The sequence below is a fragment of the Panacibacter microcysteis genome, from assembly GCF_015831355.1.
In the GTDB taxonomy this organism is placed as follows: Bacteria; Bacteroidota; Bacteroidia; order Chitinophagales; family Chitinophagaceae; genus Panacibacter; species Panacibacter microcysteis.
The window spans coordinates 1,213,920-1,226,722 of record NZ_JADWYR010000001.1 but is presented as its reverse complement, the minus strand read 5'-3'; the positions used below and the strand labels follow the sequence as shown (position 1 = coordinate 1,226,722).

Sequence of the window (12,803 nt, the reverse complement as noted above, 5' to 3'; positions counted from 1 at the left end):
AAGCGTATTTTCAAAAAGAAAAAACCATACGGTATTACCATGACAACCACAGGTAACCGGCAGATAAAGTCCTGCCTGATAGACGATGATTTTATTCACTTGTTCGGAATGAAAAGAATGATACAACGTTATGAAACTTCCGTTGGTATTATCGAGTTTACAAATGGATTAGATGCCATTAATTTTTTCCGCTCACCGCACGATACAGCGGAAATACCGGAAATAGTTTTCCTCGATATCAACATGCCGCTTATGAACGGTTGGGAATTTATGGATGAATTTGTAAAAATCAGGCACAACATCCAAAAGAAAATAGACATCTATATACTTAGTTCTTCCACAGACAGTATGGATATTCAAAAGGCAAAATCAAACCCCGAAATAACGGATTACATTGTAAAACCGCTTACTCCGGATCTACTTAAAAAAATCTTTCTTCCCGAAGTGGCAAAAGAAGAAATTCATTAACAGGAAGGGCATTTCGAATGCCCTTTTTCAATATCAGCTAACATAAGCATCAGCAATGCTAATCGCTTCACTGATAATCGCAAGGCCTTCATCAACAGCTTCTCTCGTAATGCAAAGTGGCGGAGCTATAAAAATATAGTTCCATCTTACAAAAGTGTACATGCCCAGCTCTTTGATCTTTGCGGCTACCTTATTCATAACCACCATTTGCTCCGGCACGGCATTAAAAGGTGCCATTGGTTCTTTTGTCGCCCTGTTTTTTACCAGTTCAATACAACCAAGCAACCCTGTGTTTCTAAAATCGCCGATGCTGGGGTGTACGGTCATCAATTCCTGTACACGCAGCTCAATGTAATTGCCCATTTCTCGGGCATTGGTAATAAGTTCATCTGTTTCATATATATTCAAAACTTCCAGTGCGGCAGCACAACCTACAGGGTGTGCTGAGTAAGTAAGCCCGAGCCATAACACGTTGTCATCGAAATGTTTTGCAATTGTATCACTCACTATCAGCGCACCAAACGGAAGATAGCCTGCTGTCAGGCCTTTGGCAGTTGCAATCATATCCGGCACAACCTGGTGCACGTCAACCCCAAACCATTGGCCCGTTCTGCCAAATCCGCTCATTACCTCATCTGCAATCAACAGTATGCCATACCTGTCACACAACGCTCTTATTTTTTGCAGGTAATCAGGGGGGTATTTTATACAGCCAGACGAACCGCTTTCGCCTTCCATCAATATGGCGGCAATATTTCCCGGTCCTTCAAATTCAATAACACGCTCAATGTGGCTTACACATTCTCTTGCGCAGTTGCTTATATCTTTATCCCACGGGCAACGATAGCAATAAGGGTCTTCCACATGTATCACATTTGGCATTTGCTGCGCATCAGCAGCAAGTTTCCTCGGGTCGCCGCCTGCCGTCATTGCACCGTAGCTGGCACCATGAAATGCCCTGTAGCGTGCAATAATTTTATGACGTCCCGTATACAACCTCGCCAGTTTTATAGCATTCTCAACAGCCGTTGCACCACATACAGTAAACAGTGTTTTAGTAAGATTACCCGGTGCTATAGCAGCCAGTTTTTTTCCCAGGTCACCACGCGCTTTCGTTACACAGGCCGGTGTTACATAACTTACCTCCTGCATTTGTTTTACAACTGCATCCGTTACCCGCTGGTCGCCATGGCCAATGTTTACATTCATTAAGCCTGATGAAAAATCGAGGTAGCGTTTGTCATCATAATCATACAGGTACACACCTTTAGCATACTTAACAGCAATGGGAGCAATACCTTTTTGCCTGCTCCACGAAAACAATGTATAGTCAAGATTGTCCTGTATAACTGCTGTTGTTTGCGAAACAGTAAATCCTTCGTTCATAAATACATCATTAAAATGAGTAATAAATGTAGAAGAAATTTTTATGAACCCGGCAGTTGAATAAGCATTAAACTTCTGTTGCGTCGCACTCTTGTACTCTATAACAATACGCATCAGTTAAGAACACAGTGCCGTTAAAACGCTCAGCAGCGGTAAGAAATGCAAATGCTATAAAAGGTTTTGGGTAGCAATGATGTTCCATTGTTTTGTATCATGCTGCAGCAGGTAAAAAGCACTCACATCAAATGTTTCATTGAACTTTTTTTGTTTGTATTCACTCCACGCCAGCTCAAACATTGAAGCATCAAGATCACGGTATGCAACTGTAATGTGTGGATGAAAATTGATATCAACAGCATGCACATCTCCGGGAAATAAACTGCTAAAACTTGCGGTAAGTTCCTTTTGCAGGTATTTTACCCCATCATTTGCTAAAGGGTTTATAAAAATGACCGGGCTTTTTTTATGGGCAAATGCGCCATAATCTTTTAATGTAATGGTAAAAGCTTTTTGATTTATACGCAAGCCGTTAAACCAGTTCACCAATTCTGTATGTGCACTTCCTTTGCATTTAAAAGGCGCTTTTATCGTTATGTGCGGGTATACCCGAAGTGCGGTCTTGCTTTTAAAACGCGCAGCAAAATCGTGCTTAACAGCAGAAATCTTTTCCCGCAGTTTTCTTCCAGGTATAAGCGCAATAAAATAGAGATTCTCTTTTTTCATTTTTGTACACTAAAGCTTTTCTTCTCAAAACAACCTGCCCTGTTCTCCCGGGCGCTTAAACAAACTTCTGTCCAGGCTCCAGTCTTCTGCATTCATGCCATAAAGCTTTCCGTATTTACGGTACTGTTGTGCTACAAGCTGTGCAATAGGCCCTTCGCCACGCATGCGTACACCCCATCTTGTATCATTTACTTTACCATCGTGGCTGTTTTCTATCAGGTGCCATACTTTATCTGCGCGGTCAGGAAAGTTTTTATACAACCAGTCATGGAACAGGAACTTAATTGCACCATTTAAGCGTATAAAGGTATAAGCAGTAAACGTTGCACCATTATCCCTTGCAGCTTTCATGATGCGCTGCATTTCATGCTCGTTGAGGCCGGGTATCATCGGCCCCATCATAATGCCCATGCGCACACCGGCACTGCTAAGCTCGTTGATCACTTTCAGTTTTTGTTTGGCAGTGGTGGTTCGTGGCTCCATTACCCTGCGCAGGTCTTCATTAAACGAAGTAATAGAAACCATTGCAGAGACGATTTGTTTTTTGCCCATTTCCTGCAGCACATCTTTGTCTTTTAGTATCCACGAGTTTTTGGTAAGTATGCCAACAGGCTGGTTAAACTCATTACACGTTTCAAGCAGGCTGCGCGTAAGGCGGTACTTCTGTTCTGCAGGCTGGTAGCAATCTGTATTACCGCTAAGCATTATTGGCGTAGCATCCCATTTCGGGTGCATTAGAAACTTACGTAGCAGTTGCGGCGCGTTCTTTTTTACAATCACTTTTTGTTCAAAATCTATTCCTGCGCTATAGCCCCAGTACTCGTGCACGTTGCGTGCATAGCAATAGATACAGCCATGCTCGCATCCTGCATAAGGGTTCATGCTGTAGCTCATGCCCACATCAGGGCTGTCGACCTTATTTACGATTGTCTTTACTTCTTCTTCGATGTATTGCGTGGGCAGTGTTGTTTCTTCCCAGTCGTCAATTGCTTCAATGTGTTCCTTTGTTACTTCATTTACCAGGAACCTGTTTTTGGTATTGATCTGTGCGCCACGCCCATGGTGGTAAAAAGCGCCACCTTCTCCCGCTGCGGGAGAAGGTTTGGCGTTTGGGTTTTTCGATATGTTTTTCATTGGTAAGCCTGTTTTGCCGAGATGGCAGTTTATTAAATATGCCGTTACGTTTGTAGTACAGTGTTGCCCGCCAATACATGTTTACCATTGTGCTGAACGTTGAAGTGAGTGACACAACAGGTGATGATAGTAGTAACGCTGCCCACTACATAAAATAAATTAAAAATATATAAGCGCTAATACAATATGCGATAGTCTTCTGTATTGCTTTTTTGTTTTTGTTTGGTGGTGCCGCTGTGGTTTAAAAGGCGGCTTTCAAAAATGTGTATTACACAGGTAACAACGCCCCAGATATTAAGGTCTGCAAATTCAGTAATTTCTATATTGGCGTATCTCGCATTTTCAGACTGCAGTGTAAGTCCGTTAAAATGTTGCTGAATGCGGCGCACCATGAGATCTCCGTTAATGGCCACAACGGCAATTTTACCATTGGTAGCTTTAATACTTTTATCAACGATCAGCACATCACCACTGTTGATGCCTGCGCCGGTCATAGCATCTCCGTTCATCCTGAAGAAAAAAGTAGCCGGCTTGTTAAGAATAAGTTGTTCGTTAAGATCTATGCCGCGCTCTGCGTAGTCATCTGCTGCTGCGGCAAAACCGTTGGCATTCGCTGTTTTTACATGGTGTTGTGTGTAATTTTTCGATCCACTGTAAGAGGCGTTGTACATCTGGTCCCGTTCCATATTGTAAAAATTTTATTGACTAAATTATTTAGTAAATTTAAACTAAAATATTTATCTTTATCGTGGAAACGGGTAATAATTTTTTTTTAGTCAGTAAGTAATCACTAAACAAAATGTATATGGAAAAGGGGTTTGCAGGAACAGCTGCTGCCATGTCTTATGCATTGCAGCATTTTTACGAATATTTATTAGTGGTGCATCCATCTGCCGATGCCTGTGCACAGCTCATGGAGGAGAAGCAGTATTTTTTTGAAACCTATAATGAACGGGTGGCTATAAAAAGTCAGCCGCATATAACTGTGGCTAATTTCTTTGCAAAAGAAGAGATGGAAGATACCATTATAAGATATATGCACCGGATCATGGGCATGCAGCAAGCCTTTAACGTTACCATTAATAATTTTAGCGGTTTCCCGCCACATACCGTATATGCAAGGGTGCAGGATTATGCTTCTTTCAGGCAACTGGCCGCGGCACTGCTGCCGGTAGATCATTACGTAAAAGGCAATGGTTGCCCACCGGCAAAGTTTATTACACACCCGCATGTAACCATTGCAAGAAGGCTGAGCGCTGAAGTGTATAACAAGGCCATGTTCGAATTTTCGCAACGCACATTTTTTGCATCATTCAAAGTGCAGGAGCTGGTATTGCTAAAGCGGCGCAACCAGTTCGACAAATGCACACAGCTAACAGTATTTAAGTTGTTGTAAAGACGGGTGGCCGGCAGCGAATATTATGGCATCGCCTGTTGCCACGCCCGGTTCGGCGTTCCTCTTTTATGGCAACTGTAGCGTTCCGGTTTCGCGATGCAGTAACGAGACCGGGCCCCGTTAGTACGGCACCATTTGGTAATGCAGTTTACTTTATTTCATACGGCATATACAGCGAAGATGAATGGATCAACATCAATAGCAGGGAATGTTTAAAGCACAATATTTGTCCACAGGCGATCGTACCACTTCGCTGTAGCTGTATGAAGATTTTTATGAACCGGCAAACAATAAGACCATGGCAATATTTACAAGGAAATACCAGCGTAAAAACTATTATGTAGAGCAGGGATTGCTGTCGGCAAATGGGTATGCCGTATATGAATATGCTATTGTACTGGAGCCCCATGCAGATTTGGCAGAAACAATAGCAGCGGAAAAAAAATACTACGCAACCACATACCAGTGCCCTGAAGCATTGCATATAAAGCCGCGTATTACACTGGTGCGGTTCAAGCAACACGAGCTGATGGAAGTGCATATTATCCGCCAGCTAACGAATATAGCCACGGCAGTAAACACGTTCAAGGTAGAACTGAAGAATTATGGCAGTTATCCATCGCATACAATTTTTATACAGGTGGTAAGCAAGGTAGAGATAATGGATATTGTAAAATCATTAAAGGCATCTCAGAAGCTGATGAAATTTGATGATGAACATAAACCTCATTTTTTAACGGCTCCACATATAAGCATCGCCGGAAAATTATTACCATGGCAGTATGAAAAAAGCTGGGCCGAGTACCAGCATAAACATTTTCATGGAAGGTTTATTGCAGAGCATGTGCTGCTGCTAAAACGAAAGGAAAATACCAAAATGTGGCAGCCTGTAAACACCTTCAGTTTTAAAAACATGCACACGCAGCCGGTGCAGGCAGCATTGTTCCCTTCAAAGTAGTGATTATGCAAACAGCAGAAAATATTTCAAAGAAATACATAGACTATAATGGCGCAAAAGAAAATCACCAGCTTTCTTTTACTGCTGTTGTTGATTGTAATAGTTTTTATTGTTCTGCAGAAAGGGTGTTCAGGCCAGACCTGCAAAACCGGCCTGTAGTGGTATTGAGCAATAATGATGGATGCATCGTAAGCCGCAGCGACGAAGCAAAAGCAGCAGGTGTAGGCATGGCCGATCCCTACTTTAAATCAAAAGAGATCATTGAAAAAAATAATATAGCCGTTTTCTCTTCTAACTACAATTTATATGGAGACATGAGCTGGCGTGTGATGGAAACCCTGCGTATGCTGATGGGTGAAGATAAAGTGGAAGTGTATTCTGTGGATGAAGCCTTTATAAACATGGATGCCATACCATTCAATAAACTGGCAGATGCAGCCCGCCAGTTGAAAGAAGTAGTAGAGCAATGGACCGGCGTGGCGGTTTCTGTTGGCGTTGCACCAACAAAAACTTTGAGCAAGATTGCCAACCACATGGCCAAGGCTAATAAGCCCGTTACAAACTGTGTTACCGTATTAGACACTGTTGAATGTGTAAACGAGGCATTGGCAAAAACACCGGTAAAAGAAATATGGGGTGTGGGTACACAGTATGCCGAAAAGTTAGAAAGTTTTGGTGTGTACGATGCATACCAATTAAGCAAAATGCCCGAAGAATGGGTAAGAAAAAATCTAGGTGGCGTTGTTGGCGTAAGGCTTTTAAAAGATCTCAAATGCCAGCCTGCTATAGGCCTGGATGAAGAACTTACAGAAAAAAAGATGATTGCAACCACACGCATGTTCGGCGCGCCGGTATCAAAACTCAGCGATATTAAAGAAGCCGTTGCTACCTATACTTCAAGAGCTGCAGAAAAGCTGCGCCGCCAGAGCGGCGCAGCTTCCGTGATCAGCGTATTTGTTGTTCTCAAAGAAAAAAGAAATCCTGCAGAGCGCTTCAGGCATGGTTCTACGGTAAGCAGGGCCATGTCACTGCCACATGCCACCTGCGTTACCAGTGAGCTGATCAAACCGGCTTTGCAACTCGCAGAGCAGGCTTATTATAAGGCAGTAAATGATCACCAGGCCAACCTTTTTCAAAAGGCTGGCGTAATGCTTAGCGGTATTGTGCCTGACAGCACTCTGCAGGGAAACCTTTTTGTACCCGCCGCTCAAAACAATGGGCGTATGCTGATGGACATGATGGATAACATTAACTTTAGTATGCGCAACGATATGCTCAAATTTGCCGCCAGTGGCACCGAGCGTAACTGGAAAATGCGGCAGGAGCTGCGCAGCCCCCGCTATACGAGCCGCTGGAGCGAACTGCGGGAAGTTAAATGATTCAATTGATCTATAATGGTAAAACCTGCAATAGCAAAAGCAATAGCCCTTTCCCTGCCTGGTGCGGGTGAAAAGGCGCATTTTAACCGCATAGCCTTCACAGTAAAGAAAAAGATCTTTGCCACCCTTTCAGTTGATGATGACACACTAAACCTGATGTTTACGCCCGAAGTGCAGTTTATATTTTGCCCGCCCGCCAGCGATATTATTTTTCCTGTGCCAAATGCGTGGGGCAGGCAGGGCTGGACAACCATAAACCTGCAGAAGGCAACAAAAAACCTTGTGACAGAAGCATTGAAAGAAGCGCACCGCATAAGAGCAGAAAAATAATGATGAGCCTGGCATCTGTGCAGGTGGCATCGCCTGTTGCGTCGCACTCTTCAACTGTAGAAGCTTTATTGAGCCGGTGCGAAGATCAGGGCAAAGCATACATGATTATTTCCTTATGTTAACACAACCATCACCTATGCATTTTCAACATGGTCAGTTACCAGTATGATCTTTCCTATATGTTCGCTGCTTTCCATTAATGTATGTGCCGCCGCAGCATCTGCAAGCGCAAAGGTTTTATGAATTACCGGTGTAAACTTCCCTGCTTCTATTACCGGCCATACGTGTTGCCGCACATCTGCAATTAGCGCGGTTTTGAATTCATTATCCCGGTTGCGCAGTGTGCTGCCGGTAATAGTCAACCTGCGCCGCATGATATCGACCGCATCAAAAGATGCTGCGCCACCCTTCATGGCATTGATAAATACAAGCCTTCCATCTGTATTGAGTAAACGGATATTTTTTTCTGTATAGTCACCACCAATCATGTCAAGTATCACATCTATGCCCTGGTCTTTAAGTACAACTTCAAAGTCTGCTGCTTTGTAGTTAATACAGTTTTCCGCGCCAAGTGCTATGCATGCATCGCACTTCTCCCTGCTGCCGGCTGTGGCAAATACAATTGCGCCAAAGGCCCTGGCCAGTTGAATGGCTGTAATGCCTATACCGCTGCTTCCACCATGCACCAGGAATTTTTCTCCACGTTCCAGTCTTCCGCGTTGAAATACATTGTGCCATACGGTCAATACCGTTTCCGGTAAAGAAGCTGCCTGTATAAAATTCATGTTATGCGGTACTGGCAGGCAATGGGCAGCGTGTACAGTAACATAAGTGGCATAGCCCCCGCCGCCAACCAACGCGCAAACAGCATGACCTGGTTGTATATCTTTTACTGCAGACCCGCAGGACGCTACAATACCGGCTATTTCCAACCCGGGAATATCTGCTGGTACACCCGGTGGTGGCGGGTATTTCCCTTTGCGCTGGATAACATCTGGCCTGTTTACGCCTGCTGCTTTTACCTGTATGAGTACCTCATTTTCTTTAGGTACAGGTTTCGCTCTTTCCTGCAACTGCAATACTTCCGGTGCGCCTGGTGTGGTAATAATAATTGCTTTCATAAGTTTTAATACTGCTGAATAACTAAGCTACAACCATTGTGCTGATAAGTTTGTACCACGCGGAAAATAATGGTTTTGTTGCGAACATTGCATATGTGTAAACCTGGCTATGCAGTTTCGTTGCTGCATAGCGATATACAGTACAAGGGAGTGACACAACAAAAGCCTGGTCAGTATTACAGCTGCCGGTTACTTCATCTGCCCGTTTAAAATTTTTCACCTGTAGCAGCAAACAATCTGGTGTATTTGTATTTCATGCATTCTTTGAACATGCGGCTCGTTATTTTTGCAGTTGCATGATAACGCATAAAACAAAGGGCATAGTGGTACGCACGGTGAAGTATGGCGAAACAAGCGTTATTGCTACCATTTATACAGAGTTATTTGGTATACAGAGTTATATAGTAAAGGGCGTAAGGCAAACATCCAAAAAAGGTGCATCAAAAGCCGGATATTTCCAGGCGGCGGCTATGCTGGAAATGGAAGTATACCACAACGAGTTTAAGAACCTGCAGTTTATAAAAGAATACCAGTGGAGTTATTTGTATAATGATGTTTTTTTCGATGTGGTAAAGAACGCTGCGGCAATGTACATGATTGAATTATTGCAGCATGTATTAAAGCAACCGGAAGCTAACCCTGAATTATTTTACCTGATAGAAGATAGTTTGAAACAACTTGACAGGGGTAATGAAACGCTTACCGCTAACCTGCCTTTGTATTTTACTTTACACCTGGCTACAGAGCTTGGGTTTCAGCTACAGGGTGAGTATAACAGCCGTACACCAATCCTGGATTTGCAGGAAGGCAATTTTGTGCAGGTGGTTCCTGAACACAACCATTATGCAGTTGATGAAATTGCAAAGACCACCTCAGCCATTAATAATATTCACTTTTACAATGACCTGGAAAACTTTCATTTAAACAGGCATATAAGAAGACAATTGCTTGATACGTATGCGCAATACCTGGCTTTGCATATTGAGGGCTTTGGAGAATTGAGAAGCCTGAAAGTATTGCAGGAAGTTTTGAGTTAAGCACCTGCAAAATTTTGCAGGTGCTTAAGATTTATTATCTGCCAAAGAATACCTTAACGCCTACGTTTAAGGCAGTTAAATTAGTCAGTGTATTGGCACCGGCATAAAAAATGTCTTGTTTACCGGAAACATCCCCGGTTGATAATTTATCAGTTGTTTTACTGGTTTGGTAGCCTGCTGATATGAGGTCATTCAAAAACAATAATTCGAACTGAACCTTTCTACTGAAGTCATAAGCTACACCAGGATTTATTGTAATACCAGCTGATAATGTTTTAGTATCCTGAATATATAATTCGCCGTTATATTGTTGGCGTTTTTCACGATCAAAATTGATGTTTAATGATTCCCTGATAAACATGTAAAAATTCTTTCCGAGTGGTTTATACTGAGCCAGGTAAAAGCCACCGCCAAAAGAATGCGTGTTTAAACTCTTATCTACCGAAGCGCTCCTGTAAGCATATCTCAGGCTAATACCTGCTACTTTGTTATCACTGTAAACTTTACCGAAATTGGGAGAAACTGCCAGGTAGTTTGTATTACTTCCGGAACTGCTCGTGTGGTTAAACGAGACGTTTCCTCCAAGAATTGCAGAACCTTTTGAAATCTGGGCTTTAGAAGCAGTTGCAAAGGCGAGAGTTGTCGCAAGGACAAGGGTAAATTTTGGGTGCATAAAATTAATTTAAAGCCGAAACAAAGAAATCAAATGCAAAAGATGTGTTATAGCAATAGCTTTAACAACAGTTTATGTTACGACAAATACGTAACGGTTAGGAGTTAGTGTTTGTAAGTAAAAAATCCCGCGGTGTAAACCTGCGGGATTTTTTTATTTTATATGGTGGTTATATTTTTCCGTTTTTTATCTCGTCCACTACATTCGGGTCCAGCAGTGTTGAAGTATCGCCAAGGTTCTGTGTTTCTCCTTCTGCAATTTTTCTAAGAATGCGGCGCATGATTTTACCGCTTCTTGTTTTGGGCAGGCCCGACACAAATTGTATTTTATCTGGTTTTGCAATAGGGCCAATGATGCGCGTTACTGTTTGCAGAATATCTTTCCTGGTAAGAGATTCATTGCCGTGCGAGCCCTGGTATATAACGTAGGCATAGATGCCCTGGCCTTTAATGTCGTGCGGGTAGCCAACTACTGCACTTTCTACCACACCTGCATGCATATTAATGGCATTTTCCACTTCGGCCGTACCTATCCTGTGGCCGCTTACATTTAGTACATCGTCTACACGGCCTGTTATGCGGTAGTTGCCTTCTTTATCTTTTAATGCGCCATCACCGGTAAAGTAAAGGTTTTCATAGGTGCTAAAGTAGTTTTTTCTGCAACGTTCATGATCACCATATGTTGTGCGGATGATAGAAGGCCATGGGGCTTTAATGCACAGGTTTCCTTTATACAGGCCATCTTCGGTGTCTGTAACCTCTTTACCATTTTCATCTACCAGTATTGGTTGCACACCCGGCATAGGTAGTGTTGCCCAGCTTGGTTTGGCATCGGTAACGCCGGCGAGGTTCGAGATCAATATTCCGCCGGTTTCTGTCTGCCACCAGGTATCTACAATTGGGCACTTCTTCCTGCCCACATATTCATCATACCAATGCCATGCTTCTTCGTTAATTGGTTCTCCAACGGTGCCCAGTATTTTTAAAGAAGAAAGATCTTTGCCCTGTAATGGCCCGAGGCCAAAACCCATTAAACTTCTTATGGCAGTAGGTGCTGTATAAAGAATATTTACTTTAAACTTATCAATGATCTGCCAGAACCTGCCTGCATCGGGCCAGGTAGGTACGCCTTCAAACATTAACGTTGTACCGCCTGCACTCAACGGGCCGTACACAATATAACTGTGCCCTGTAATCCAGCCAATATCTGCTGTGCAGAAGTGCACATCTCCGCGCTGGTATTGAAATACATTTACAAAAGTATAGTTGGTGTACACCATGTACCCTGCACATGCATGTACCACACCTTTCGGCTTGCCGGTTGAGCCGGACGTATATAAAATAAACAGCGGGTCTTCTGCATCCATTTCTTCTGCCGGGCACTCATTAAGGCCGAGTGTTTCAATTTTCTTTACTTCATCTTCCCACCATACATCACGCCCTTTGATCATCGATACCGGCGTCCTGGTGCGGGTACACACAATAACCCGTTTAATGGTCCTGTTGCCTATAAGTGCATCATCTATTACATTCTTTAGCGGAATATCCTTTGCGCCCCGGTATGCCCCATCACAGGTTACAATATATTCCGCCTGTGCATCGTACAAGCGGTCTGCAATACTTTGTGCGCTAAAGCCGCCAAAAATTACCGAATGCACTGCGCCAATTCTGGCACAGGCCAGTACTGCAATAGCCAGTTCAGGAATCATGCCCATATAAATACAAACACGATCACCCTTTTGCACGCCATTATTTTTAAGAACGTTGGCAAACTGGCACACTTTAATATAGAGATCCTTATAGGTAAGTATCCTGTGGTGTTCATCAGGATCGTTTGGCTCCCAGATAATGGCCGGCGTATTGGCCAGCGTTTTTAAATGCCTGTCGAGGCAGTTTTCGGTAATGTTAAGCTTTGCGCCTTTAAACCATTCTACGTTTGGCTCTGTAAAATTCCAGTCAAGCACTTTCTCCCATCTGCGTTTCCATTGAAAATAGCCACCGATATTGCCCCAAAAAGTTTCCGGGTTTTCTATACTTTGATTATACGCTTCTCTGTACTGGTCTAAAGATTTAATTTGATAAGGATATGACATGCCAATCAATTATTTTGAGGGCTAAATGTACAACCAAACTTTTTTTGTCGATCATTGATGATAGAACAATCATATCATTTTTTTGTATACAAACATTTGTTCTTCG

At 43.0% G+C, this 12,803-nt stretch carries 13 protein-coding genes; 6 read left to right on the top strand and 7 right to left on the bottom strand.

Annotated features, from left to right (window positions below; translation table 11 throughout):
* Window positions 1–39: 39 nt before the first annotated feature.
* The gene (locus I5907_RS04920) at window positions 40–468 is read left to right on the top strand and encodes a response regulator (RefSeq protein WP_196989608.1); all 429 of its coding nucleotides are present in this window, start codon (window positions 40–42) and stop codon (window positions 466–468) included.
* 33 nt (window positions 469–501) lie between these two features.
* On the opposite strand, the gene I5907_RS04915 is transcribed toward I5907_RS04920, so the two are convergent.
* The 4 genes from I5907_RS04915 to I5907_RS04900 all read right to left on the bottom strand — a co-directional run bounded on the left by I5907_RS04915 (window position 502) and on the right by I5907_RS04900 (window position 4,397).
* Complete coding sequence (locus tag I5907_RS04915; RefSeq protein ID WP_196989607.1) at window positions 502–1,854, bottom strand: aminotransferase class III-fold pyridoxal phosphate-dependent enzyme; 1,353 nt, start codon at window positions 1,852–1,854, stop codon at window positions 502–504.
* 168 nt (window positions 1,855–2,022) lie between these two features.
* Window positions 2,023–2,577, bottom strand: a complete 555-nt coding sequence (locus I5907_RS04910) for a 2'-5' RNA ligase family protein (RefSeq protein ID WP_196989606.1) — start codon at window positions 2,575–2,577, stop codon at window positions 2,023–2,025.
* 24 nt (window positions 2,578–2,601) lie between these two features.
* On the bottom strand, window positions 2,602–3,711 hold the full coding sequence (locus I5907_RS04905) for a PA0069 family radical SAM protein (RefSeq protein ID WP_196989605.1): 1,110 nt from the start codon (window positions 3,709–3,711) through the stop codon (window positions 2,602–2,604).
* Window positions 3,712–3,887: 176 nt separating this feature from the next.
* The gene (locus I5907_RS04900; protein WP_196989604.1) at window positions 3,888–4,397 is read right to left on the bottom strand and encodes a LexA family protein; all 510 of its coding nucleotides are present in this window, start codon (window positions 4,395–4,397) and stop codon (window positions 3,888–3,890) included.
* 119 nt (window positions 4,398–4,516) lie between these two features.
* On the opposite strand from I5907_RS04900, the gene I5907_RS04895 reads away from it, so the two are divergent.
* The 4 genes from I5907_RS04895 to I5907_RS04880 all read left to right on the top strand — a co-directional run bounded on the left by I5907_RS04895 (window position 4,517) and on the right by I5907_RS04880 (window position 7,774).
* Window positions 4,517–5,107: a 2'-5' RNA ligase family protein gene (locus I5907_RS04895; RefSeq protein ID WP_196989603.1), complete on the top strand. Its 591-nt coding sequence runs from the start codon at window positions 4,517–4,519 to the stop codon at window positions 5,105–5,107.
* A 298-nt stretch (window positions 5,108–5,405) separates the two neighbouring features.
* Window positions 5,406–6,065 carry a 2'-5' RNA ligase family protein gene (locus I5907_RS04890; protein ID WP_196989602.1) on the top strand — a complete coding sequence of 220 codons (660 nt, stop codon included), beginning with the start codon at window positions 5,406–5,408 and terminating at the stop codon, window positions 6,063–6,065.
* A 5-nt stretch (window positions 6,066–6,070) separates the two neighbouring features.
* The gene (locus I5907_RS04885; RefSeq protein WP_196989601.1) at window positions 6,071–7,444 is read left to right on the top strand and encodes a Y-family DNA polymerase; all 1,374 of its coding nucleotides are present in this window, start codon (window positions 6,071–6,073) and stop codon (window positions 7,442–7,444) included.
* Between the two features lie 15 nt (window positions 7,445–7,459).
* Window positions 7,460–7,774 (top strand): MmcQ/YjbR family DNA-binding protein, encoded by a 315-nt coding sequence (locus I5907_RS04880; RefSeq protein WP_196989600.1) that lies wholly within the window; start codon window positions 7,460–7,462, stop codon window positions 7,772–7,774.
* A 134-nt stretch (window positions 7,775–7,908) separates the two neighbouring features.
* Here the strand turns inward: I5907_RS04880 and I5907_RS04875 are convergent, their stop codons facing one another.
* Window positions 7,909–8,895, bottom strand: a complete 987-nt coding sequence (locus I5907_RS04875; protein WP_196989599.1) for an NAD(P)H-quinone oxidoreductase — start codon at window positions 8,893–8,895, stop codon at window positions 7,909–7,911.
* Window positions 8,896–9,191: 296 nt separating this feature from the next.
* Here I5907_RS04875 and recO point away from each other — a divergent pair, with 296 nt between their 5' ends.
* The gene (gene recO, locus I5907_RS04870; RefSeq protein ID WP_196989598.1) at window positions 9,192–9,932 is read left to right on the top strand and encodes a DNA repair protein RecO; all 741 of its coding nucleotides are present in this window, start codon (window positions 9,192–9,194) and stop codon (window positions 9,930–9,932) included.
* Window positions 9,933–9,966: 34 nt separating this feature from the next.
* Here the strand turns inward: recO and I5907_RS04865 are convergent, their stop codons facing one another.
* Together I5907_RS04865 and acs are read right to left on the bottom strand one after the other, a co-directional pair.
* Window positions 9,967–10,605 carry a hypothetical protein gene (locus I5907_RS04865; RefSeq protein WP_196989597.1) on the bottom strand — a complete coding sequence of 213 codons (639 nt, stop codon included), beginning with the start codon at window positions 10,603–10,605 and terminating at the stop codon, window positions 9,967–9,969.
* 169 nt (window positions 10,606–10,774) lie between these two features.
* The gene (acs, locus tag I5907_RS04860) at window positions 10,775–12,697 is read right to left on the bottom strand and encodes an acetate--CoA ligase (protein WP_196989596.1); all 1,923 of its coding nucleotides are present in this window, start codon (window positions 12,695–12,697) and stop codon (window positions 10,775–10,777) included.
* Window positions 12,698–12,803 lie beyond the last annotated feature (106 nt).